The sequence below is a fragment of the Solibacillus sp. FSL H8-0523 genome, assembly GCF_038051985.1.
GTDB lineage: Bacteria > Bacillota > Bacilli > Bacillales_A > Planococcaceae > Solibacillus.
The window spans coordinates 2,996,772-3,021,290 of sequence record NZ_CP150291.1 but is presented as its reverse complement, the minus strand read 5'-3'; the positions used below and the strand labels follow the sequence as shown (position 1 = coordinate 3,021,290).

Below are 24,519 nucleotides of genomic sequence, written 5' to 3'. Positions count from 1 at the left end.
AGGGGGTACATGGATTGCTAGGTTCAAACTTTTGGCACCATCCTCTCGTTGAAACGGCAGGCTATTTTAGCGTAGTAGTTCTTTGTTTATTTGTCTCGATGATTTTATTTGAAATCGTGACGAAATATAAAAACTGGGAAGAAATTAAAAAAGGGAATTTGGCCGTTGCATTAGCGACAGGCGGTAAAATCCTCGGAGTGTGCAACATTTTCAGATATTCCATCCAACAGCATACATCCTTTGTAGAAATGCTCGGTTGGGGACTGTACGGCTTTATCTTATTAATTTTTGCCTATTTATTGTTTGAATTTTTAACTCCGAAATTCAATGTTGATGAGGAAATTGCAGCAGACAATCGTTCTGTCGGATTTATTTCATTTACGATTTCATTAGGATTATCATTTGTAATTGGGGCAAGTATATCTTAGGGAGACAAGTGATGGAAACTTTATCGAAAATTTTATTAGTCGTATGTGTAGTGTTCCTTGCAGTAGGAATTTATTATATGGCAACAATTTAAATGCAGCAGCAGACAAACGAGGAATGGTTTGTCTGCTTTTTTTATACGTAAAAAGTAACATTTTAAAAAATATTTTTTACTTTCCTACAAAAACATATATTGAAAGTTAATATAAGATTTTTCGATTATCATGTATGAGATTGTTATAAAAATCATAACATTAACTAAGAGAAATCGTGAATTAACGAGAAAATAAAAGAAAATTCGAACTAAATAGTTTGAAAGAATTTCCTTTTTTAATTATACTAATGGAAACGAATAAGGCTTTTTAGCAAAGGGGAGAAGGTTTATGACAGAAAAAGTTTGGCTTTCTAGTTATCCGGAGGGAATTCCGCATACGTTGGATTTTCCGCAAATTCCGGTGCAACAATTTTTGACGGAGGCTGCACAAGACGTACCGGACAAAGTCGGGCTACATTTCATGGGGAAAGAAATGACGTACAAAGAGCTACATCAATCGGCACTAAAATTTGCGAATTATTTGCGTTCTCTAGGGGTGGAGAAGGGCGATCGTGTAGCAGTCATGTTACCAAACTGTCCACAAGCAGTAATCGCTTACTATGGTACGATGTATGCGGGTGGGATTGTTGTTCAAACGAATCCACTTTATACAGAGCGTGAATTGCAATACCAAATGGCTGATTCCGGTGCGAAAGTAATTTTAGTAATGGATATTTTATATCCACGTGCTATGAAAATTATTAAAGAGACGAATCTTGAAAACGTGATTGTAACGGGCATTAAAGACTATTTACCGTTCCCGAAAAACTTAGTGTATCCATTTATTCAAAAGAAACAATATGGCTTTAGTGTAAAAGTCGAGCATAGTGGGACTAACCATTTATTCACAGAAATTATGAAATCCACAACAGCTTCGGATATTCCGCTAGATTTTGATTTTGAAAATGATTTAGCGCTACTACAGTATACGGGCGGTACAACAGGCTTCCCGAAAGGTGTTATGTTAACACATAAAAACTTAATCGCAAACACAATGATGTGTGACGCTTGGATGTATAAATGTAATAAAGGGGAAGAAACGATTTTAGGTATTTTACCGTTCTTCCATGTATACGGCATGACAACGGTATTGATCCTGTCAGTAATGCAACAAGGGAAGATGGTATTATTACCGAAATTTGATGCAGAGCAAGCATTAAAAACAATCGATAAGCAAAAGCCAACACTATTCCCGGGTGCGCCAACGATGTATATCGGGCTGTTAAATCACCCAGATCTAAAAAAATATGATCTTTCAACAATCAAAGCGTGTTTAAGTGGTTCTGCGCCATTACCGCTTGAAGTACAAGAAAAGTTCGAAGAGATTTCGGGTGGTCGCGTCGTAGAAGGTTATGGCTTAACAGAGACATCACCGGTAACGCACGCAAACCCTATTTGGGATAATCGTATTAACGGTTCAATCGGTTTACCATGGCCGAATACAGATTCAGTCATCTTACGTTCAGGCGAATCTGAAATTTTACCACCTGGTGAAGTAGGCGAAATCGCAATCAAAGGGCCACAAGTCATGAAGGGCTACTGGAATCGCCCAGAAGATACAGCGATGACATTCAATGACGGCTGGTTCTTAACAGGTGACTTAGGGTACATGGATGAAAACGGTTACTTCTACGTAGTTGACCGTAAAAAAGATATGATTATTGCAGGTGGCTTTAATATTTATCCACGTGAAGTGGAAGAAATTTTATATGAGCATGAAGCCATTCAAGAATGTGTTGTAGCGGGGATTCCTGACCCATACCGCGGCGAAACGGTGAAGGCGTATATCGTTTTAAAAGAAGGAAAAACCGTTACGGAAAAAGAATTAAATGAATTCTGCCGTCAAAACTTAGCTGCCTACAAAGTACCGCGCTTCTATGACTTCCGTAAAGAACTACCAAAAACAGCGGTAGGTAAAATTTTACGTCGTACATTAGTGGATGAAGAAAAACAAAAAATGGTGGCGCAAGAAGCAAAATAAACCAGCGCGAACTATTGACAGAAAGTTCTAGAAACTATATTATGAAAACATGAATGAATGGTCATTCATGTTTTCATTTTTTTTTGGTGGTGAGCAACTTGAAACGAAATAAACCCAAGTATATGCAAATAGTAGATGCTGCAGTCATTGCAATCTCGGAAAATGGCTATCATCAAGCTCAAGTATCCAAAATTGCAAAACAGGCTGGCGTAGCTGATGGAACAATCTATTTATATTTTAAAAACAAAGAAGATATTTTAATTTCTGTGTTTCAGGAAAAAATGGGTATTTTCGTAGAGAATTTACAGGCTATAATAAAAAGTGGAGATTCTTCTTCCGATAAGTTAAGCAAAATGATTGAAAACCATTTTCATGTTTTATCGAGTGATCGCCATCTAGCAACGGTTACTCAATTGGAATTAAGGCAGTCGAATAAAGAAATTAGATCGAAAATTAACGCTATTCTAAAAGAATATTTAATTTTGTTGGATCAAATTATCATCGAAGGTATGCTAAATGGGGAATTCAATCCAACGATGGATGTGCGTATTGCCCGTCAAATGGTCTTTGGAACAATTGACGAAATTACGACAACATGGGTAATCAATGAATATCGCTATGACTTAATGGAACAGGCTCCAAAAATACAAGCATTATTGTTAAATGCTCTAAAAGCATAAAAGGGGATGTGGGGAAATGGAGTTTCTAAGTTGGACAGTAGAAGAAAATGTAGCAATCGCTACAATTTCAAGACCACCAGCAAATGCGCTATCACAAGGTTTAATCCAAGACGTCAATGCATTATTAGACGCTGTAGAACATGATGATGCGGTACGCGTGATTGTCATTCACGGAGAGGGACGATTTTTCTCTGCCGGTGCGGACATTAAAGAATTTACAAGCGTACAGTCAGGCGAAGAGTTTGCCGGCTTAGCGAAAAACGGTCAAGACGTATTCGAACGACTTGAAAGCTTTTCAAAGCCAGTCATCGCAGCGATTCATGGTGCAGCATTAGGTGGCGGATTAGAGCTTGCGATGGGATGCCATATGCGTTTCGTAACAGAAAAAGCGAAACTAGGCTTACCGGAGCTTTCACTAGGCATTATTCCAGGCTTTGCTGGTACACAGCGTTTACCACGCTATGTAGGGGTAGCAAAAGCAGCGGAGATGATGTTTACAAGCGATCCAATTTCAGGTGCAGAAGCGGTTCAATGGGGATTAGCAAACCGTGCATTCTCTGATGAAGACCTATTACCTGAGACGCTAAACATCGCGAAAAAAATCGCGAAAAAGTCTCCAATCGCTTTAAAAGCTGCCATTCAAATGCTACAATATGGAAAATCACCGTCATTCTATAACGGGGTTGCTGCTGAAGCAAATAGCTTTGGTGAAGTATTCGTATCTCGTGACGCAAAAGAAGGCATTCAAGCATTTATCGAAAAACGTGAACCAGTATTTACAGGTAAATAAAACCGTGTAAACGGGATTAAATTAAAAGCTTTTAGGAGGTCTAGATTATGAATATTTATGTATTAGTAAAGCGTACTTTTGACACAGAAGAAAAAATCGTCGTTTCAGGCGGTAAAATTCAAGAAGATGGTGCTGAATTCATCATCAACCCATACGATGAGTATGCGATTGAAGAAGCAATCCAAAAGCGTGACGCATTAGGCGGTAAAGTAACAGTTGTAACAATCGGTGGCGAAGATGCTGAAAAGCAACTACGTACAGCTCTAGCAATGGGCGCTGATGAAGCAGTTTTAATTAATACAGAAGATGATTTAGATGAGTTAGATCAATATACTGCAGCTTACATTCTAGCAGAATATTTAAAAGACAAAGAAGCAGATTTAATTTTAGCAGGTAACGTGGCAATCGATGGTGGTTCAGGCCAAGTAGGTCCTCGCTTAGCAGACCTTTTAGGCATTAACTACGTAACAACAATTACTTCACTTGAAATTGATGGAACTAATGTGAAAATTGTTCGTGATATCGAAGGTGACTCTGAGGTGTTAGAAACATCTTTACCATTATTAGTAACTGCTCAACAAGGGTTAAACGAGCCACGATACCCATCTTTACCGGGTATCATGAAGGCAAAGAAAAAGCCGCTTGAAGAACTTGAGCTAGATGATTTAGATATCGATGAAGATGATGTTGAAGTAAAACTAGAAACGGTTGAAATTTATTTACCACCGCAAAAAGCAGCTGGTCGTGTGTTATCAGGTGACCTAACGGATCAGGTAAAAGAATTAGTTAGCTTATTACACAACGAAGCAAAAGTTGTTTAATCATTGAAAACGAAAATAAATCGAAGTTTTACGAAGATGGTAATGGAGGGATATTCATGTCAAAGAAAGTTTTAGTGTTAGGTGAGGTTCGTGAAGGAAGCTTACGTAACGTTTCATTCGAAGCAATTGCAGCAGGTACACAAATCGCTGATGGCGGTGAAGTAGTAGGATTATTAGTAGGGGATGCTGTGGCAGGTTTAGCGCAGGAGCTAATCGCATACGGTGCAAGCCGCGTTGTGACTGTGGAGCACCCACACTTAAAAAATTATACATCTGACGGTTTCAGCCAAGCAATTTTAGCTGTCGTTGAACAAGAAAATCCAGAAGCAATCGTGTTTGGTCATACGTCTTTAGGTAAAGACTTATCGCCAAAAATCGCGTCTCGCTTAAAATCTGGTTTAATTTCAGACGTAACAGAAATCGAAGGCGCTGGTGATGCTACGGTATTCATTCGCCCAATCTACTCTGGTAAAGCGTTTGAAAAAGTAAAAGTGAAAGACGGCGTAGTTTTCGCAACAATCCGTCCGAACAACATCGCACCGTTAGAAAAAAATGCATCTCGTTCTGGTGATGTATCAGCTGTTACTGTAGACATCACAAACTTACGTACAATCATTAAAGAGGTTGTTCGTAAATCTACAGAAGGTGTAGACCTTTCTGAAGCGAAAGTTGTAGTAGCAGGTGGTCGTGGTGTGAAATCAGAAGAAGGTTTCGAGCCATTAAAAGAGCTTGCGAATTTACTAGGCGGTGCAGTTGGTGCATCTCGTGGTGCATGTGACGCGGAATATTGCGATTACTCATTACAAATTGGTCAAACAGGTAAGGTTGTTACACCTGACCTATACATCGCTGCTGGTATTTCTGGCGCAATCCAGCATTTAGCAGGGATGTCGAATTCAAAAGTAATCGTCGCGATCAACAAAGATCCAGAAGCAAACATCTTCAAAGTAGCAGACTACGGTATTGTAGGCGATTTATTTGAAGTAGTACCACTTCTAATCGAAGAATTCAAAGCGTTAAAAGTAAACGCATAAAAAAAACGGGATTGACCAGAAAGCCTTCTGGTCAATCCCGTTTTGCGCGATGGAGGCCAACACGATGCTGGTCATGAATGCGTTGTCACAGGATTTGACGATCTTAGCATTCGTCTTACTTTCGACCACGTGTCACCGCGGATCATGAATACATGAGTAAAGCACTGTCTGAAAAGTAACACTTCTCGGACAGTGCTGTTTTTGCGTTTATTTTTTCGTAATGTAAAGATAAATCAATTTCATCGTATTTTCTAACGCTTCATAATGTGTACGTTCCATGCCGTGTGAGGCGTGTACACCAGGTCCGATTAACGCACCCTTGATATTATTACCCCCACGCAAGGCAGCACTTGTATCCGAGCTGTACATCGGATAAATATCGACCGCGTATTGCAGATTGTTTTCTTTCGCGAGTTCAATAAACGTTGATGTCATTTCGTAATCATATGGACCACTTGAATCCTTCGCGCAAATCGAAACATCATATTCCGTACAGCTTAAATCGTCCCCGATACAGCCCATATCCACAGAAATGTATTCCGTAATATCAGTAGGGATATGCGATGAACCATGCCCAACCTCTTCATAATTTGAAATGACAATTTTCACGGGATAAGCAGGTACGATATTTTCCGCTTTCATGATTTCAAGTAGCGCTAATAATACCGCAACACTTCCTTTATCATCAATGAAACGAGACTTTAAAAAGCCGCTTTCTGTGACCGTTGTTTTCGGGTCGATAAAAATAAAATCACCAACACCAATGCCAAGCTTTAATACATCGTCTTTTGTTTTTACTTTTTCATCAAGACGCACTTCCATAAATTGCGGTTCTCGTTTTTTAGATTTGCTGTCTTCGAATACGTGTACTGAAGGGCTTGTGCTTAAAATCGTACCGCTATACGTTCTGCCGTCTCGTGTACGAACAAATACATATTCACCGTCCCAAGTTGGCACAAGTGGTCCACCTAACAGCGTGAATTTTAATGTACCGTGACTAGTAATCGAGCGAACCATAGCCCCTAATGTATCCACATGCGCAGAAAGACCAATTACCTTGCCTTCGTTTGCACCAGGGATGGAAATGATGCCGCCACCTTTTAATGTGCGTTCAAACGCATAGCCTGTTTTCAAAACGTACTGTTCAATTGTATCCATAATTTCATGGCAATAACCAGTAGGGCTATGTTGCTGTAGTAAGTCCTTTGCGATTTGAAGCACGCGTTCTTTATTGATTGTAATCAATGGAAATACCTCCTTTATCTACTCTGTACTCTAGCTTACTCTACTTTTTTAAAGAAGAAAAGCTACGTTTTGTTTACCCCAATCAATTGTATAAAAGACCATTATCTTGACTAAAATGATAGAAGAAATAGCATTTTAATCTTCCGGTTTCCAACATTTCACCGTATATCCAATTTCCGCGAGCATTTTATTATTTTATAATTGCCAAATCATGCTATACTACATGCATATTGTAATTAAGGAGGCTATTTTAATATGGCAATTGTACACGGTACAGATCAAACTTTCGGACAAGAAATTTCAAATGGTGTAGTTTTAGTAGACTTTTGGGCTGCATGGTGTGGTCCATGTAAAATGATCGCTCCAGTTCTTGAAGAATTAGACGCAGAAATCGGTAACGACGTTAAAATCGTTAAAGTTGATGTGGATAACAACCAAGTTACTGCTGCTGAATACCAAATCATGTCTATCCCATCATTACTATTATTCGTAGATGGCGAAGTAAAAGCAAAAACAGCTGGCTTCATGCCTAAAGAAGCGTTAATCGACTTCATTAACGACAACAAATAAGATCCATGAACGAGCCGTATGCCTACCAAGGTGTACGGCTTTTTTCTTGTCGTTGAATCGGGTACACTACTAGTAACGACACAGTAAATAGGTGAAGAGCATGAATGCAATCATTAAAGCAAAATTAGAAATTTTACCGGATGAACCGGGTTGTTATTTGATGAAGGACCGCCAAGGCACCATCATTTATGTCGGCAAGGCAAAGGTGTTGAAAAACCGTGTCCGTTCGTATTTTACAGGCAGTCATGATGGGAAGACAGCACGCCTCGTGAGTGAGATTGAGGACTTTGAATATATCGTGACATCGAGTGACTTAGAAGCACTGATTTTAGAGTTAAATTTAATCAAGCTCCATGATCCGAAATACAATATTAAACTAACAGATGATAAGACGTATCCATATATTAAAATAACGAATGAACGTCATCCAAGGCTAATAACTACACGTAAAATTAAAAGGGATAAAGCAAAATATTTCGGACCTTATCCGAATTCCTATGCAGCCAATGAAACGAAAAAATTACTAGACCGCTTGTATCCGTTACGTAAATGTACGCAGATGCCAAGCCAAGTGTGCTTGTACTATCATTTAGGGCAGTGCTTAGCGCCGTGTGTGAAGGATATTGAGAAAAAAGTATACGACGATATGATCAATCAAATTTCGAAGTTTTTAAACGGTGGCGTCGACGAAATTAAGGACGAACTTCAACAAAAAATGCTCGATGCAGCTGAAAATTTAGAGTTTGAACGTGCGAAAGAATTCCGTGATTTAATCACGCATATTGATAGTATTATGGAAAAGCAAAAAATGGTTTCGGATGATTTAACAAATCGCGATGTATTTGGTTATGCAGTGGAAAAAGGCTGGATGTGTGTGCAAGTGTTTTTCGTACGCCAAGGGAAGTTAATCGAACGTGATGTCACAATTTTTCCGATTTATAACGAGCCAGAAGAGGAATTTTTAACGTTTGTCGGTCACTTTTATGAGCAAGCGAATCACCTACTACCAAAGGAAATATTTGTACCGAATACGATTGATGAAACAATTTTACAAAGTCTTTTAAACACGAAAGTCATTATTCCAAAAAGAGGTACGAAAAAAGAACTCGTTGATTTAGCGATGAAAAATGCAAATATCGCGGTGCATGAGAAGTTCCAACTGATTGAACGTCAAGAGGAGCGTACAGTGGGTGCGTGTGAGGCGTTAGCGCAAGCGATGGATATTCCCATCCCACTTCGTATTGAAGCGTTTGACAACAGCCATATGCACGGTACTGACCCTGTTTCGGCGATGGTCGTGTTTATAGACGGCAAGCCAGCGAAAAAGGAGTACCGTAAATATAAAACACGAGAGGCCGCGAAGCATGATGATTACGGAGCGATGGCCGAAGTCATTCGTCGTCGCTATACACGTGTGTTGCGTGAAAATTTAGCATTGCCTGATTTAATTGTGATTGATGGTGGTAAGGGGCAAATGGAAGTCGCGCGCGAAGTGATAGAGGATGAGCTTGGATTAAGCATACCGATTGCCGGACTTGCAAAGGATGACAAGCATAATACGTCGCAGTTATTATTTGGGAGCCCACCTGAAGTCGTGCCACTTAAACGTACGAGCGATGGTTTTTATTTATTGCAGCGTATTCAAGACGAGGTCCACCGTTTTGCGATTACTTTCTTACGTCAGCAACAGCAAACGAATGCGATTCAGTCTGTACTAGATGACATTGAAGGTGTAGGACCAAAGCGCAAACAGCAGCTGATGAAGCATTTTGGGTCAGTGAAAAAAATTCGTGAGGCCAGTGAATTACAGTTACAAGAAGCAGGTTTGCCACCGAAACTGGCGGAATCGATTTTCAAACATTTTCAGGAAATTTCATTGAAAAAAGACCAGTAATCCGTTAATATATTGACAATTCAATCGTTTCGAATGATAGAGGTGCAGGATTCAAGAGTACATTGCTCGAGGGAGAACAATTCCGAAGACAGCAATCGAAAGGGGATCCTGCCGAAGTAATTACGTTTAATAGATCTTGACGGCGACTTTCCATGAATATGGGAGGTCGTTTTTTTTTGCGGTTTTGCAAGAGTAACAAGCATGCCAGAAAAAATCTAGAAATATCACACTAGATGTACTAAACGAGCAAGCAAGAAGCATACACTTAGTTGTTGTGCTTTCTTTTGCATGAGCGTGATGTGGAAGAACGTTAATTAAAGGAGTTGTAGAAATGGAAAAAAAAATAATCGTACGCGGTGTGGCGTATGAATCAGATATTATTCGTTTAACAATTGGTTATGATTCGTATGAAACGGCATCGCTTGCAGAAGTTTTTAGTGTATTAGCTGAAAATCAAATCAATGTGGATCTTATTGTGCAGGTGGTTATTGATGGTGTGAAGCCGACGATTTCCTTTACGATTACCAAAGATGAGTTTGCGGAAAGTTTACGTGTGTTAGAATCAAGCAAATTATCATTAGGCTTTAGCTTTGCGGATTTTGAAGTGGGCTTAGCGAAAGTATCGCTCATTGGCTCAGGCATGGTGTCTAATCCAGGTGTTGCAGCGCGCCTGTTTGCACGATTAGGCCGTGAGCATATTCCAGTGAAAATGGTCAGTACTTCAGAAATTAAAGTGTCCGTCGTTGTGCCGCAGGAAGAAATGGTACGCGCGGCAAATGCGTTGCATGATGAATTTAATTTAGCTGTTCATAAAACTTCAGCGTCATAAAAAATAGCAGTACATGGGTTGACTAATCCATGTACTGCTATTTTTACCACGTTATTTTTTCCTTCAAATCCCACTTCAAAGTAAATTTCACACAGTTTTTCTTTTCGTATTTTTCATCATAGCATTCCGTTAAAAAACCTAGTTGTTTTTGTTTTTGTTCGGCTAAAAAGCCCGCCTCCAAACGGAAGCAACGTGCTTCGATATTTAATGATTGCTCATCTGTTGTCATCAGTATGTAATGGGCTTCATCTTTCGTTTCCTTCTCGAGTGTTAAAACGCCCCAGCCGGCCTCAGTAAAGAATGATGGAAGCTCGTCTAATGAAAATAACGGGAATTTCCTTGCTAATTCTTTCCCTGCCCAATACAATACATCCTCTTCGTGTTTCCCTAGAATTGAATGAAGTAGATGATCACGAATGATTTCATAGCCAAAAGCTGGAATCGTTTTCATTTTATGCTCTTCCATAGTAAAAACCTCTTTCATAAATTTTCTTATAATTTTAATTCTAGGAGAAGAAATAATGTTATAAGTAGAAAAATTTTAACTCTAAACAGCGTAAAAACGTCTTTAAAATGATTATTAAATATACTCAGTTGCCTTGACGCTAGTACCTGTTGAGAGTACAATGGACATGTCATAATATTGTACCATGATGAAATATGCAGTCAACAACAGCGTCAACAATTTCGTGGCGGTGTTTATGTGTATTTCAAGTACTAAGGGGGGTAACAGTTTTGTCGAAAGATCGTGAATTTTTATGGCGCCGCTTACACTCGTTACTTGGCGTAGTTCCAGTCGGGTTATTCTTGGTGTTCCACTTATCTTTGAACTTTACTGCAGTTGGCGGTGAAGAAACTTACAATAACGCTACTAGCGTGATGGAATTACTTCCACACTCGTTATTGTTAGCAATGGAATGGATTATTATCTATATTCCATTAATGTTCCACGGATTCTACGGAGTGTACATTGCATTTACTGCAACGAACAACCCGAAACGTTTCAGCACATTCCGTAACTGGATGTTCGTTTTACAACGTTTCACAGGTATTTTCCTAGTAATCTTTATCGCTTGGCACATCTTCCAAACACGTGTGCAAAAAGCGTTTGGTGAAGAAGTTAACTTTGATATGATGGTTCAAATCGTTGATAATCCATTAATGTTAGCATTCTACATCGTAGGTATCGTATCAGCAACATTCCACTTAGCAAACGGTTTATGGTCGTTCTGCGTGAGCTGGGGTATTACACAATCTAAAAGATCTCAACAAATCGTTACTTACATTACAATGTTAGTATTTGTAATCTTAACGATCGTTGGTGTTGCGGCTATCGTATCATTCGTTTAATTCTTAACTTGAGAACTTATACATAGTTAAGAAGCAAAATGAAATGTGAGTAAAAGTAATTAGCAATTTAATGAGGAGTGAGAAATAATCATGGCAAAGAGTAAAGTTATCGTCGTTGGTGGCGGTCTTGCAGGCTTAATGGCTACGATTAAAGCAGCTGAAGTTGGTACTGCAGTTGAATTATTCTCGTTAGTTCCAGTAAAACGTTCACACTCTGTTTGTGCGCAAGGCGGAATTAATGGAGCAGTAAATACAAAAGGTGAAGGGGATTCTCCATGGATCCACTTTGACGATACAGTATACGGTGGCGACTTCTTAGCGAACCAACCACCAGTTAAAGGTATGTGTGATGCAGCACCTGGTATTATCCACTTAATGGACCGTATGGGTGTAATGTTCAACCGTACGCCAGAAGGTTTACTTGACTTCCGTCGTTTCGGCGGTACGTTAATGCACCGTACAGCATTCTCTGGTGCAACAACTGGTCAACAATTACTATACGCACTAGATGAGCAAGTTCGTGCTCACGAAGTAGCTGGTTTAGTAACGAAATATGAGCACTGGGAATTCCTTGGTGCTGTTATGGATGACGAAGGCGTATGCCGCGGTATCGTAGCACAAGATTTACGTTCTGAAGAAATTAAATCATTCCGTTCTGATGCTGTAATCATGGCAACAGGTGGTCCTGGTATCATCTTCGGTAAAACAACAAACTCTGTAATCAACACTGGTTCAGCAGCTTCAATCGTTTACCAACAAGGTGCTACTTATTCAAATGGTGAAATGATCCAAATTCACCCAACAGCAATTCCTGGTGACGACAAAAACCGTCTAATGTCAGAATCTGCTCGTGGTGAAGGTGGTCGTATTTGGACTTACAAAGACGGTAAGCCTTGGTACTTCTTAGAAGAAAAATACCCAGCTTACGGTAACTTAGTACCTCGTGATATCGCGACTCGTGAAATCTTCGACGTATGTGTAAACCAAAAATTAGGTATCAACGGTGAGAACATGGTATACCTTGACTTATCTCACAAAGATCCACATGAATTAGACATCAAATTAGGTGGTATCATCGAAATCTACGAAAAATTCGTAGGGGATGACCCACGTAAATTACCAATGAAAATCTTCCCAGCAGTTCACTACTCTATGGGTGGTTTATGGGTAGATTACGATCAAATGACTGAAATCCCTGGTTTATTCGCAGCGGGTGAATGTGATTACTCTCAACACGGAGCGAACCGTTTAGGAGCGAACTCATTACTATCTGCAATTTACGGTGGTTCTGTTGCTGGTCCAAATGCTGTTAAGTACATTAAAGGTCTTAAAAAGCATGCGGAAGATTTACCAGAAGAAATCTTCACACGTCGCGAAAAAGAAGAGCAAGAAAAATGGGAAGCTATCCTGAAAATGGATGGTACAGAAAACGCTTACTTACTTCACAAAGAACTTGGTGAGTGGATGACTGACAACATGACAGTAGTACGTGTAAACTCTAAATTAGAGGAAACATATGCGAAATTAACTGAGTTACAAGAGCGTTGGGAAAAAATCAACATCAACGATACGCAAAAATGGTCGAACCAAGGTGCTCACTTCACTCGCCAATTAAAGAACATGTTATACCTTGCAAAAGTTATGACAAAAGGTGCTTTAATGCGTGATGAATCTCGTGGTGCTCACTACAAACCAGATTTCCCAGAGCGTGATGATGAAAGATTCTTAAAAACAACAATGGCGAAGTTCGATCCTGCTACGGGCGAGCCAATTATTACTTATGCAGAAGTAGACGTTTCGTTAATTCCACCACGTAAACGCGACTATTCTGCGTAAGAAGGGGGAACTAGAAAATGGAAACAGTAAATACTGGTAGAACAGTTAAGTTAGAAATCGTTCGTCAAGATTCTGAGAATGGTGCTACACGCGTTGAGAAGTTCGAAGTTCCTTACCGTCCAGGTATGAACGTAATTTCTGCTTTAATGCATATTCAAAAATATCCAGTAACTGCTGACGGTCAAAAAACGACTCCAGTATCTTGGGATATGAACTGTTTAGAAGAAGTTTGTGGTGCATGTTCAATGGTAATCAACGGACGTCCACAACAATCTTGTTCTGCATTAGTAGACAAGTTAACGCAACCAATTCGTTTAGAGCCAATGAAAACCTTCCCAGTCATCCGTGACTTACAAGTTGACCGCGAGCGTATGTTCAACGCACTTAAGAAAGTTAAAGCATGGGTTCCAATCGATGGTACTTACGACTTAGGCGAAGGTCCACGTATGCCAGAGCGCAAACGTCAATGGGCTTACGAATTATCTAAATGTATGACTTGTGGTGTTTGTATGGAAGCATGTCCAAACGTGTCTGAAAAAGCTTCATTCATCGGACCAGCGCCATTATCACAAGTTCGTTTATTCAACACTCACCCAACTGGTGCGATGAATAAAGACGAGCGTTTAGAAGCAATCATGGGAGACGGCGGTCTTGCTAACTGCGGTAACTCTCAAAACTGTGTAGCTGCTTGTCCTAAAGGGATTCCTTTAACAACATCTATCGCTGCTCTTAACCGTGCAGCATCAGTTCAAATGTTCAAGAACTTCTTCGGTTCTGACCACATGGTTGACTAATCAACAAACTCAAAAGACCTCCACAATTTGTGGAGGTCTTTTTTAGTGAAAGCTTTTTTATATAATTCTCTTATGGCTCGAAAATGACAAATTATGCTATAATGAACGCGTATTCATTGTCGGGGGATGATGAAATTTGAAGTTCTGAGGGGGAAATAGTATGCGAGCAACTTATATTCAAGATCCACAAGAATGGATGGCCGGCTTTTCATTTTCGACAACAGTAAAGGTACGTTTTTCAGAAACCGACATGTATGGACATGTAAACAACACGAAGGTATTTGCATACTTTGAATATGCACGTATTGAGTACTTTAAAGCGCTTGGCTTTGATTTTACCAATAGCCCTACAGGGAAAAATATGCTGGTTGTAGCAGATATTCAATGTGACTACTTGAACCAAGTGTTTTTTGATGAGACATTGACGATTTATGTCAAAGCCGCTTCAATCGGTAATTCATCCATGGATCTACATTATTTAGTGAAAAATGAAAAGGATGAGGTGTGCTATACAGGCCGGGGTACGCTTGTTCAATTGAATTATGAAACAGGTAAAGGCGTTCCTTTACTCGAGGAACAGAAAAAAATATTGCTTGGGAAATAGTTAAACGCCCTCACCTCCCATTCGTACATGACATACTGTACAAAGAAGAGGATAGGAGGGTGTTGCACAATGACTCGTCCGCAGCATCGTTCGCTGTTAACGAAAAGAGAACGAGAAATATTCGAACTACTGATTGAAGATTATTCGACACGAGAAATTGCAGCGAAACTTGGCATTAGTGAAAAAACAGTACGTAATCACATTTCTAATACAATACAAAAATTAGGTGTTTCCAGTCGAACGCAGGCACTCATCGAATTATTGCGGTTGCAAGAATTGTCAATAAACTGAATGGATACTTGCTATTTTATGAAAAAAACATCAAAATAGAGATATGAAACGTTCGGGGAGTGAATGAAGTAGATGAAAGATCAAAGCACACATAGCTCTGAATCTATAGCAATCTTAGAAAAAGAATTACGATACATTTCTCACTTAATTAAGCAAAAAGGTCGCGAAATATTAAGCAATTATATTATTACACCTCCGCAATTTATTGCTCTGCAATGGTTGCAAGAGTCAGGTGATATGACAATTGGCGATTTATCAACAAAGATGTATTTAGCGTTTTCAACAACAACAGATTTAGTCGATCGTATGGAGAAAAATGAGCTTGTACAACGAGTTCGTGACGAAAACGATCGTCGTGTTGTACGTATTCACCTCTTACCAGAGGGGGAGCGTATTATTCAGGAAGTCATTATGAAGCGTCAACAATATTTACGCGATATTACCGGCGAATTTGACGGAGAAGAATTTGAGCAATTATTAAAACATTTGCAGAAGCTACATTTATTAATGAAATAGGATAGAGGCGGTACTAGTGAATGCCCCAATTGGTGTAATCGATTCAGGAGTCGGCGGATTAACTGTCGCGAAAGCAATTATGGAGTTATTACCGAATGAAACAATTTATTATATCGGTGATACGGCGCGTTGTCCATACGGGCCTCGCTCAAAACAAGAAGTGCGTAACTTTACATGGCAAATGGCAAAGGCACTGGAGAAAATGAATGTCAAAATGCTCGTTATTGCATGCAATACAGCTACAGCAGTGGCGCTAGAAAGCTTACAAAAGCATATGCCATTCCCTGTTTTAGGTGTAATTAATGCTGGGGCGCGAGCAGCAATTAAAGAAACAAAGCGTAACGAAATCGTCGTGTTAGCAACGGAAGGTACAATTAAAAGTGGTGCTTATGAGGAAGCGGTTAAATCGCTTTCGACAAAAGCAAAGGTCATTCCACTTGCGTGTCCAACATTTGTGCCACTTGTTGAAAGTGGTGAATATGAAGGGCAATTCTCGTACAATCTTGTTGAAAAAGGATTAAAACCGATTGAAAACGAACGCTTTGATACCGTGATTTTAGGCTGTACGCATTACCCGATTTTACAAAAGCAAATTGAAGCAGCTGTCGGACCTGATGTACACGTGTTATCAAGTGCACAGGAAACAGCAAAAGACGTGGAAGCGATTTTAAGCTACAAAGGTGAATTGCGTACGGAAAAAGAGCCACCACAGCATGTATTTCATGCTTCCGGCTCTGTACCGATCTTTCGTTCGATTGCGGAGCGTTGGTTGGAGCAAGGTGCGCTCGATCTTCATAAAATCTCGTTTGAAAAATAACAATCAAACTCAAGTTAGGGTACCCTCTAATTTGGGTTTTTTTCTATGTATGGGGGCATTTCCGCTTTAGGCTACTAGTAAAGTATGATAAGATTAGTGCGCGAACAAATTGAGGAGGTCTCTAATGACTAGACATGACTTACGAGCTGTGAATGAATTACGTCCAGTTCAAATTGAAAATAATTATTTAATGCATCCAGAAGGGTCAGTACTGATTACGGTGGGAAACACAAAAGTAATTTGTACAGCGACAATTGAAGATAGAGTACCAGGCTTTTTACGTGGACAAGGCAAAGGCTGGATTACAGCAGAATATTCAATGCTACCACGTGCCACAGAACAACGTACACGCCGCGAATCATCTGCAGGTAAGGTGACAGGCCGCACAATGGAAATCCAACGCTTAATCGGCCGTGCATTACGTGCTGTCGTTAATCTAGAAGCGCTGGGTGAGAAAACGTTATGGATAGACTGTGATGTGATTCAAGCAGACGGAGGCACACGTACAGCGTCAATTACAGGAGCATTCGTTGCTATGACACAAGCAATCGCTAAATTAGGCGTAGAAAAGCCATTCGCGAAGTTTCCTGTAACAGATTACTTAGCTGCAACAAGCGTAGGTAAACTAGCTGAAATTGGTGCAGTACTTGACTTAAACTACATTGAAGATTCATCAGCAGAGGTTGATATGAACGTTATTATGACCGGTGCAGGTCAATTTGTTGAATTACAAGGGACAGGCGAAGAAGCAACTTTCTCAAGAGCGGAATTAAATGACCTGTTAGACTTAGGTGAAGTAGGAATTGCCGAACTAATCAACATTCAAAAAGAGGCACTAGGCGAGCTAGCTGCACTGATTGGAAAGGTGGAAGCGTAATGAAGCAAGTCGTCATTGCCACGAAAAACAAAGGGAAAGCAAAGGACTTCGAAGCATTATTTAATCCATTTGGCTATGAAGTGGTAACAATGTTTGAAGTAGCGCCTGACTTAGAAATTGAAGAAACAGGTACAACGTTTGAAGAAAACGCGATTTTAAAAGCGCAAACGTTAGCGAATTTACTTGGCAAAATTGTGATTGCAGACGATAGTGGCCTAGCAATTGATGCGTTAAATGGTGAGCCAGGTGTGTATTCTGCACGTTACGCAGGCGACCACGACGATGAAGCAAACATGGTCAAAGTGTTAGCAAACATGAAGGATGTACCAGAAGAAGCGCGTACAGCGCGTTTTTGCTGTGCACTAGCGATTGCTGGACCAAATATGGACACAAAAACAGTTTTCGGTACGTGTGAAGGTGTCATTGCCCATGAGAAAAAAGGAAGAAACGGCTTTGGCTATGATCCAATTTTCTACGTGCCTGCATTGCAAAAACATATGGCTGAGCTTACTGCTGAGGAAAAAGGGGCAATCTCACACCGCGGTAATGCGATTCGCAAGCTTGCTCTGCAATTAGCAGAATTACTGAAATAGACGGATTCTGGACAATTATGCATAATAATTGAATTTTATATAAGTTACTGGCAAACTAAGCGTAGATTACTGGAAAAGGATGTGGGGAAAAATGAAACTATTGATACTAAGTGATACCCATGGTGATGAGGAAATCATTGAACGTGTAAAGGGCTACCATCCTGACGCGCACAAGATTATCCACTGTGGTGATAGTGAACTGCCGTATGCCCACCCAGTGATGCAAAACATGGAGCGCGTAAAGGGTAACTGTGACCATGATCCAAACTATTTAGAGGAAATTTTGTTTCAGGTAAATGGTGAGCGTGTGTACGTGACACATGGCCATTTATATGATGTAAAATCTTCTCCGATGAAGCTTGTATATCGTGCAAAGGAACTCGGCGCAAATATCGTCTGCTTTGGGCATTCGCATATTTTAGGCGCGGAATATATTGATGACACGTTTTTTATTAATCCAGGTAGCTTGAAAAAGCCGCGTCAGATTGAAGAGAAATCGTTTGTAACATGTACAATCTCGCCAACCCATTTTACATTAGATTGTTATGACGACAATAATAATTTGATTGAGCAAATGTTTATTGAGCGTTAATGAATAAATAGGGGAACCCTGTTTTCTAGAACGGGGCTCCCTGCTTGTTTTGGAACAAGGGAAGTTTTTGGAAATATTACTTTATTTAAATAATATTTTTTATTAAAAATAGTGTTGACTTCTCTTTCGTTCTATCCTATAATAAAAATTGTCTTTGATACCAATTGGTTGAAAAACATGACTCAGTAGCTCAGCTGGATAGAGCAACGCCCTTCTAAGGCGTCGGTCGGGGGTTCGAATCCCTCCTGGGTCGTAAATAGGTTCATAATTGATGATTTTGAATCGAAGTAAAAACGCTTCAAATCCTTATTTTTATAAGGGTTTGAGCGTTTTTTTATTTGAAATTAAGGTATCAAGTGGATATTGAGATAATTAAATTATGAAACATTGAACTGAGTGGTTTATGGAGGACATAAATAAAAATTGTTAGTAGGTATTCTGTAATTCATTAATAAACTTCGCAAGAGTTTAGAAATTCTTTTAACAAACCCGAACTCCCCCTCATTAGATTTCCATATCGTAATAACCTCTAGTCCCTCTACATATTATGCTACTATCATGCAGGATTTAATAACATTCGCTAATGTTGATTTAATTAAGTCGGTAAAGAAGGTGCATATTGAAAAAGAGTCTACAAATTGCAACTGCGTTTGTTAGTTTAGTGGTCGGTGCAGGCTTTGCTTCAGGTCAAGAAATCATGCAATATTTTACGAGTTATGGTGTTACTAGCATCTTTGGTTGTATTGTAGCCGCGATTATTTTTTCCTTTTTAGGAATGACACTTGCGCAAATGGGCTCTGATTTACAAACGACTTCGCATAAGGAAGGGTTATATTATATTGGGGGTCGTTTTTTCGGACCAGTGCTAGATTTGTTAATTTGTTTCGTTTTATTTGGCATTGCTATTGTCATGTTAGCTGGCGCAGGCTCAGCTTTTAATCAAATGTACATGATTGAGCCATCAGTTGGTAGCATGTTGATGGTGTTGGCCGTCATGTTTACGCTTTTGTGGAATGCGGAAAATATTATCGGAATTCTAGCGACCTTAACGCCATATTTACTAGGTTTTATTTTTATTTTATTAATTTATTCTTTATTTACAATGGATTACTCGATCAGTGAACTAAATGAACTTTCGAAAAGTCAGCCTTCTGCAACCCCTCACTGGCTACTTAGTACGGTATTGTATGTGTCGTTTAATTTTTCCGCGGCGGCAGCGATGTTAATTGTAGTTGGTGGTACTGTAGTGGACAGAAACGTTGCGAAGCGCGGTGGTGCATTAGGAGGTCTCCTACTAGGTTTATTAATTCTTCTAATCAACCTGGCGCTCTTTGCGAAAATGGACGTTGTAAGGGGCGTAGAAATGCCCACGCTTATGTTAGCGCAACAGATTCATCCGGTGATGGGCATCATCATGTCTATTATTTTACTTGCAATGATTTATAGTACGGCTATTGGAACACTTTATATACTAGCTGTGCGTATTGTGACTCCAGAGCGTTTTTCATTTAAAATTATTGTCATGCTGCTCTGTCTAGTAGGATTTGCAATTAGCCTTATAGGTTTTACGACGCTAATTAGTAAAGTGTACGCGGTCATGGGTTATTTAGGAATCTTATTGGTACTAGCGATTCTCTGGTCGTGGTTGCGTAATCCTGGGGGAAGTACAAAAGCTTGATGGTTCCACTATACGAACGAAAAATAATCAACAAGTGCTTGTTCCAAAAATACTTTCGGGACAAGCACTTTTGTTGTGATTGATGGATTTCATTCTGAACCAGCACCTTTAATTTCTCCCCAACCTCCCACGCTCGACAACCTTTAATAACCCATAGAACATACTACAAGTAAAAATAATCACCATCACCCCAGTTGCTGTACGCATAAGGAGTGTATCCTGAGGGAAACCAAATAACAGATAAGCGACACAATAAATCCAAGAAATGATGACGACAAATTTCACGATACTCATATTCAAGCATTCTCCTTTCGAGCGAGTAAAATGGGTATGATAGTATTTCCCGCAAGAATAACAACTAAAAACATGTTTTAACGCTTCTTCTTACTTTTTGAGTTCCCCCCCAACACATGATATTTTCATAACGTAAAAGTTTACAAATTAGGTATAAAGTGAATAGGTAAGAGGAGCAAATTTCAGAGTGGGAGGGGTTTTAGGTGTCGTGTACTTTATGATTCGCTACTCGAACGGATTAGGATTCATGTTTTCGGTATTGGTTTTTCTAACAACCTTTATTATTGAATATTTTGGCTCAGCATACGAAATTTTATTCGGTGCCTATACATATATGAATCAATTTGCGCCGAAAGTTTTTGGTGTACCGATTGCAATTGGCTTTGCATGGGTGATGGTTATTGCTACAGGACATGCCATTCTTTCAAAACTAGCGATACAGAATCCGCTACAGCGTAGACAGGTGGGTCTCATTACCGGATTTCCGCGTTTTTATTATACGAATTGGCTCGATCCTTTAGTCATTCCAATGATGCATTTTTTTGTGAATTTTCATTTACCTATTTATTTGGCGAGTCAGACAACCTGGCCAGCTGCTACTGCCGCGAACGGTGCGTTTTTACTGTTTGACAAGGAAACATACGAAAAAATCGAAGGCCATACGAGCTTGCAACATTCTTTATTAGAAGATGTAGAAATTACACGTGCGGTGAAGCGCCAAATTAGGCTATTCCATTGTGAATGCGGTTGTATTTAGCTGTTTTTATGCCGTTTGTTTTATCTTGCCGCTTGTCCTCGTTATTTATGGTGTCCTTAGCGGGCAATGACTTTAAACGTTGCCATACGTACTAAGCGTAATGAGGGGCGTGAGTATTCTTGAAACATATTGGCGTTATTGGGGCTGGGTTAGGAGGCTTAGCGGCTAAAGCGGTTAATTAACACATGAACGAAGGACTGCACGAAAAGTATTCACTTTTCGCGCAGTCCCTTTTTAACGTATTTATTCGGCCACTGGGTTAAATGTGCGGGTAGCTAGTTCGGCATCAAGCATGAACAAAGCGTTTGAGTCATTTTGAATGCGGCTAATTTTGGCGATGAGTGTGTTGAATGTTGATTCCTCTTCTACCTGTTCATCAATAAACCATTTTAAGAAGGCGTTCGTTGCGTGCTCGCGTTCATCTAATGCGATATCAACTAAGTTATAGATACGACGTGTTACTTCTTTTTCGTGGCTTAGTGCCTGTTCAAATGCATCTAAAATTGATTTGAATTCATTGCCAGGGTTGTCGAAGCCATCAATTGTTGCGCGGTAGCCCATGTCGCTTAAAAAATGATAAAATTTCATCGCATGGAAGCGCTCTTCTTCGGCTTGAATTAAAAAGAAATTCGCAAAACCATCGTATGATTTATCAGAACAATAGGCAGCCATCGCTAAGTAAGCATGTGCTGAATAAAATTCGTAATTTAACTGATCATTGAGTGCAGCGTGTAGTTTGTCTGAAAGCATGAAAATTCCTCCTTGAGCAATCGTCGGTTAACGATTTCCTTGGCTTGATTGTAAAATAAAGCCAAGGAATTAGCAAGGAAATTGGGTGCCCTTACCCGATATACACGCTTTCGCAAGTTCCTGGTGCAGGTTCGTAAAAACAGTGCTCTTTAAATTGTCCAGTAAATGGTTGGCCGTACCACGTTGGTGGGCACGCACCGGATGGATTAAAGTACCATAGGGCGTATTTAGCGGGATGTTGGCGCCAAAAATCTAATGTTTGGCGCGCAAGTCTGCGTTCAGTATCACGCGCTCGCTGGTAAAACATATTGCCTTTTTGTACGGCTTCAAAAGAGTAGTTATTGCCTTGTACTTGAAAAATCACATCTTCAATTGAACGCACATCACGAAAATCACTACAATCCGCAATAGCGCGGTTAACGATGACATTTCCGACATAGAGCATGCCTTGTTTGCCTTCACCTTCTGCTTCAGCACGCATCATACGTGCCATTAAATCGACATCTGCCTCGCGATATTTTACTCTTGGCATGTTTTCACCTCATGCTTATAGTATGAAAAAATGAAAAAATGATGTCCGATTTGTACAGGATTTTGCGGTATATTATGACCCTTTATAAGCAATACTATCAAGAGCAGAATGGTAACTTTAGGAGGGAATTGTTTGACGGGCGCACAAAATACACTCGCAATATTTGCCTTAGGTGGCATTAATGAAATCGGAAAAAATATGTATGTCATTCAATATGCAGATGAAATCTTACTTGTTGATTGCGGGGTGAAATTTGCGGACAAAAGCTTGTTGGGGATAGATTTAATCATTCCTGACTTAACGTACCTTGAGGACAATCGCGAAAAAATCAAAGGTTGTCTTGTGACGCATGGTCATGAGGATCATATTGGTGGGATTCCGTATCTTTTGAAAAAATGTAATATCCCGATTTTCGCCACTCGTTTTACGCTCGGTTTAATTGAGCTAAAATTAAAGGAACATAAGCTACTGCGTGACGCACAATTGACGGAAATTACAGCAGACTCACATTTACAATTTGAAAAAATGGCAGTGACGTTTTTTAAAACAAGTCATAGTATCCCGGATTGTTTAGGGCTCGTTTTCGAAACTCCAGAAGGAAATGTCGTGCATACGGGTGATTTTAAATTCGACTTAACCCCTGTCAATGGTCAAACTTCGGAGATTCATAAGATGGCGAACATTGGGCAAAAAGGGGTGCTTTGTTTAATTTCAGAAAGTACGAATGCGGAAAGGCCAGGTTCCACACCATCGGAAAAATTGGTCGCCAATCAGTTAGAGCAACAATTTTTAAGGGCGACGGGTAAAATCTTTATTTCTACGTTTGCTTCGAATGTCAATCGGATTCAACAGATTATCGATGCCGCTGACAAAACAAACCGCAAGCTGTTGTTTTTAGGACGGAGTATGAAAAGTGTAACGGCCGTTGCAAAGAAGCTAGGTTATTTGACGATTCCAACTTGGATGTTAATTGATGTAGAAGATGTAGAAAAATTGCCATCAGAGCGTGTGGTCATTGTTTGCACCGGTAGTCAGGGTGAGCCGTTAGCAGCGCTGTCTCGTTTATCGACAGGTAGTAATCGAGATATTAAAGTCGAGCAAGGCGATACGGTTATTTTTGCAGCGTCACCGATTCCAGGGAATGAAAAGGATGTTTCAAAAATCGTCGATAACTTATTCCAGCTTGGCGCAGAGGTTGTATACGGCAATTCGAGTGTTACCGGTTTACATGTATCCGGTCATGGCTACCAAGAGGATTTGAAATTAATGCTAACGTTGATGCAACCGAAATACTTTATACCGGTTCACGGTGAGTACCGTATGCTACATATCCATCGCTTACTCGCAGAAGCTGTTGGTGTGAAAAAAGGGCGCACATTTATTTTAAAAAATGGGGATGTGGTCGATATATTCGGCACGGTAGCAAGGCAAACAAGAACGGTACCTGCTGGAGACTCGTATGTAGACGGCGTTGGTGCGGGTGAAGTAGGCGACATCGTGCTACGTGATCGGAAACGTTTGGCAGAAGATGGGATGCTCGTGATTGTCGTAACGATTAGTAAAGTGGATGGCTCGGTTATTAGAGATCCCGATACCATTTCAAGAGGATTTGTTTATGCGAGGGATTCGGAAGGGCTAATTCATGATATTAACGAACTAGCGAAAACGGCCGTGCTGAAATTTAACGAAGCAAACCCTTTTGCAATGAAAAGGGCCATTAAAAAGGTAGTCGATCAATATATTTATACGTTGACGAAAAAGAGTCCGATGATTTTACCAATTGTCATTGAAATCTAGTGTAGTAACTGATGGGGAAACGTCGGGTATTATTAAAGTTAAGCCAAGTAAGCCAACGAAACCTGGAAAACCAAATA

Annotated in this window: 27 protein-coding genes, 1 tRNA gene and 1 riboswitch; of the genes, 23 read left to right on the top strand and 5 right to left on the bottom strand. The window is 39.9% G+C overall.

From position 1 onward, the window contains the following. Positions 1 to 14 precede the first annotated feature (14 nt). From NSQ62_RS15110 to NSQ62_RS15085, 6 genes are all read left to right on the top strand, one after another. Positions 15 to 428, top strand: coding sequence for a DUF350 domain-containing protein (locus NSQ62_RS15110; RefSeq protein WP_341320963.1), 414 nt, complete (start codon positions 15 to 17; stop codon positions 426 to 428). A gap of 381 nt (positions 429 to 809) precedes the next feature. Then, positions 810 to 2,501, top strand: a complete 1,692-nt coding sequence (locus tag NSQ62_RS15105) for a long-chain-fatty-acid--CoA ligase (RefSeq protein WP_341320962.1) — start codon at positions 810 to 812, stop codon at positions 2,499 to 2,501. Between the two features lie 98 nt (positions 2,502 to 2,599). After that, the gene (locus NSQ62_RS15100; RefSeq protein WP_341320961.1) at positions 2,600 to 3,181 is read left to right on the top strand and encodes a TetR/AcrR family transcriptional regulator; all 582 of its coding nucleotides are present in this window, start codon (positions 2,600 to 2,602) and stop codon (positions 3,179 to 3,181) included. Between the two features lie 16 nt (positions 3,182 to 3,197). Next, positions 3,198 to 3,971 (top strand): enoyl-CoA hydratase, encoded by a 774-nt coding sequence (locus NSQ62_RS15095; protein ID WP_341320960.1) that lies wholly within the window; start codon positions 3,198 to 3,200, stop codon positions 3,969 to 3,971. Positions 3,972 to 4,018: 47 nt separating this feature from the next. Next, positions 4,019 to 4,792 carry an electron transfer flavoprotein subunit beta/FixA family protein gene (locus NSQ62_RS15090; protein WP_341320959.1) on the top strand — a complete coding sequence of 258 codons (774 nt, stop codon included), beginning with the start codon at positions 4,019 to 4,021 and terminating at the stop codon, positions 4,790 to 4,792. Positions 4,793 to 4,848: 56 nt separating this feature from the next. Then, complete coding sequence (locus NSQ62_RS15085) at positions 4,849 to 5,826, top strand: electron transfer flavoprotein subunit alpha/FixB family protein (RefSeq protein ID WP_341320958.1); 978 nt, start codon at positions 4,849 to 4,851, stop codon at positions 5,824 to 5,826. 207 nt (positions 5,827 to 6,033) lie between these two features. Here NSQ62_RS15085 and NSQ62_RS15080 read toward each other — a convergent pair whose 3' ends face one another. Further along, positions 6,034 to 7,071, bottom strand: a complete 1,038-nt coding sequence (locus NSQ62_RS15080; protein ID WP_341320957.1) for a M42 family metallopeptidase — start codon at positions 7,069 to 7,071, stop codon at positions 6,034 to 6,036. Positions 7,072 to 7,326: 255 nt separating this feature from the next. On the opposite strand from NSQ62_RS15080, the gene trxA reads away from it, so the two are divergent. From trxA to NSQ62_RS15065, 3 genes are all read left to right on the top strand, one after another. Further along, positions 7,327 to 7,641, top strand: a complete 315-nt coding sequence (trxA, locus tag NSQ62_RS15075) for a thioredoxin (protein WP_341320956.1) — start codon at positions 7,327 to 7,329, stop codon at positions 7,639 to 7,641. Positions 7,642 to 7,741: 100 nt separating this feature from the next. Beyond that, complete coding sequence (gene uvrC / locus NSQ62_RS15070) at positions 7,742 to 9,535, top strand: excinuclease ABC subunit UvrC (RefSeq protein ID WP_341320955.1); 1,794 nt, start codon at positions 7,742 to 7,744, stop codon at positions 9,533 to 9,535. 29 nt (positions 9,536 to 9,564) lie between these two features. Next, positions 9,565 to 9,767: riboswitch (Lysine riboswitch) on the top strand. A 99-nt stretch (positions 9,768 to 9,866) separates the two neighbouring features. Then, positions 9,867 to 10,364, top strand: a complete 498-nt coding sequence (locus NSQ62_RS15065) for an ACT domain-containing protein (RefSeq protein WP_341320954.1) — start codon at positions 9,867 to 9,869, stop codon at positions 10,362 to 10,364. A 43-nt stretch (positions 10,365 to 10,407) separates the two neighbouring features. On the opposite strand, the gene NSQ62_RS15060 is transcribed toward NSQ62_RS15065, so the two are convergent. Then, the gene (locus NSQ62_RS15060; protein WP_341320953.1) at positions 10,408 to 10,830 is read right to left on the bottom strand and encodes a YslB family protein; all 423 of its coding nucleotides are present in this window, start codon (positions 10,828 to 10,830) and stop codon (positions 10,408 to 10,410) included. Between the two features lie 269 nt (positions 10,831 to 11,099). Between NSQ62_RS15060 and NSQ62_RS15055 the strand changes: the two genes are divergently transcribed. From NSQ62_RS15055 to NSQ62_RS15000, 12 genes are all read left to right on the top strand, one after another. After that, positions 11,100 to 11,714, top strand: coding sequence for a succinate dehydrogenase cytochrome b558 subunit (locus tag NSQ62_RS15055; protein WP_341320952.1), 615 nt, complete (start codon positions 11,100 to 11,102; stop codon positions 11,712 to 11,714). A gap of 90 nt (positions 11,715 to 11,804) precedes the next feature. After that, positions 11,805 to 13,550 (top strand): succinate dehydrogenase flavoprotein subunit, encoded by a 1,746-nt coding sequence (sdhA, locus tag NSQ62_RS15050; protein ID WP_341320951.1) that lies wholly within the window; start codon positions 11,805 to 11,807, stop codon positions 13,548 to 13,550. Between the two features lie 17 nt (positions 13,551 to 13,567). Then, complete coding sequence (sdhB, locus tag NSQ62_RS15045) at positions 13,568 to 14,344, top strand: succinate dehydrogenase iron-sulfur subunit (RefSeq protein WP_341320950.1); 777 nt, start codon at positions 13,568 to 13,570, stop codon at positions 14,342 to 14,344. Between the two features lie 160 nt (positions 14,345 to 14,504). Next, positions 14,505 to 14,948, top strand: a complete 444-nt coding sequence (locus NSQ62_RS15040; RefSeq protein ID WP_341320949.1) for a thioesterase family protein — start codon at positions 14,505 to 14,507, stop codon at positions 14,946 to 14,948. Positions 14,949 to 15,017: 69 nt separating this feature from the next. Next, a complete protein-coding gene (locus NSQ62_RS15035) occupies positions 15,018 to 15,239 on the top strand; it encodes a LuxR C-terminal-related transcriptional regulator (protein ID WP_241369357.1) in 222 nt (73 codons plus the stop codon). Between the two features lie 72 nt (positions 15,240 to 15,311). Then, a complete protein-coding gene (locus NSQ62_RS15030) occupies positions 15,312 to 15,755 on the top strand; it encodes a MarR family transcriptional regulator (protein ID WP_341320948.1) in 444 nt (147 codons plus the stop codon). Between the two features lie 16 nt (positions 15,756 to 15,771). Further along, the gene (racE, locus tag NSQ62_RS15025; RefSeq protein ID WP_341320947.1) at positions 15,772 to 16,572 is read left to right on the top strand and encodes a glutamate racemase; all 801 of its coding nucleotides are present in this window, start codon (positions 15,772 to 15,774) and stop codon (positions 16,570 to 16,572) included. A 124-nt stretch (positions 16,573 to 16,696) separates the two neighbouring features. Next, positions 16,697 to 17,449 (top strand): ribonuclease PH, encoded by a 753-nt coding sequence (gene rph / locus NSQ62_RS15020; protein WP_341320946.1) that lies wholly within the window; start codon positions 16,697 to 16,699, stop codon positions 17,447 to 17,449. After that, positions 17,449 to 18,042, top strand: a complete 594-nt coding sequence (locus tag NSQ62_RS15015) for an XTP/dITP diphosphatase (protein ID WP_341320945.1) — start codon at positions 17,449 to 17,451, stop codon at positions 18,040 to 18,042. The genes rph and NSQ62_RS15015 overlap by 1 nt, the downstream gene beginning before the upstream one ends. A gap of 91 nt (positions 18,043 to 18,133) precedes the next feature. Beyond that, entirely contained in the window at positions 18,134 to 18,634 is a 501-nt protein-coding gene (locus NSQ62_RS15010; protein ID WP_341320944.1) for a metallophosphoesterase, read from the top strand. A 179-nt stretch (positions 18,635 to 18,813) separates the two neighbouring features. Next, positions 18,814 to 18,887, top strand: a tRNA-Arg gene (locus NSQ62_RS15005). A 366-nt stretch (positions 18,888 to 19,253) separates the two neighbouring features. Then, positions 19,254 to 20,312 (top strand): hypothetical protein, encoded by a 1,059-nt coding sequence (locus NSQ62_RS15000; RefSeq protein ID WP_341320943.1) that lies wholly within the window; start codon positions 19,254 to 19,256, stop codon positions 20,310 to 20,312. 108 nt (positions 20,313 to 20,420) lie between these two features. Here NSQ62_RS15000 and NSQ62_RS14995 read toward each other — a convergent pair whose 3' ends face one another. After that, entirely contained in the window at positions 20,421 to 20,606 is a 186-nt protein-coding gene (locus NSQ62_RS14995) for a hypothetical protein (protein WP_341320942.1), read from the bottom strand. 187 nt (positions 20,607 to 20,793) lie between these two features. On the opposite strand from NSQ62_RS14995, the gene NSQ62_RS14990 reads away from it, so the two are divergent. After that, positions 20,794 to 21,363, top strand: a complete 570-nt coding sequence (locus NSQ62_RS14990) for a carotenoid biosynthesis protein (protein ID WP_341320941.1) — start codon at positions 20,794 to 20,796, stop codon at positions 21,361 to 21,363. Positions 21,364 to 21,606: 243 nt separating this feature from the next. Here NSQ62_RS14990 and NSQ62_RS14985 read toward each other — a convergent pair whose 3' ends face one another. Together NSQ62_RS14985 and NSQ62_RS14980 are read right to left on the bottom strand one after the other, a co-directional pair. Continuing rightward, positions 21,607 to 22,113, bottom strand: a complete 507-nt coding sequence (locus NSQ62_RS14985) for a ferritin (RefSeq protein WP_341320940.1) — start codon at positions 22,111 to 22,113, stop codon at positions 21,607 to 21,609. 91 nt (positions 22,114 to 22,204) lie between these two features. After that, positions 22,205 to 22,645 carry a cell wall hydrolase gene (locus NSQ62_RS14980; protein ID WP_341320939.1) on the bottom strand — a complete coding sequence of 147 codons (441 nt, stop codon included), beginning with the start codon at positions 22,643 to 22,645 and terminating at the stop codon, positions 22,205 to 22,207. Positions 22,646 to 22,777: 132 nt separating this feature from the next. On the opposite strand from NSQ62_RS14980, the gene NSQ62_RS14975 reads away from it, so the two are divergent. Beyond that, positions 22,778 to 24,442: a ribonuclease J gene (locus NSQ62_RS14975; protein WP_341320938.1), complete on the top strand. Its 1,665-nt coding sequence runs from the start codon at positions 22,778 to 22,780 to the stop codon at positions 24,440 to 24,442. Positions 24,443 to 24,519 lie beyond the last annotated feature (77 nt).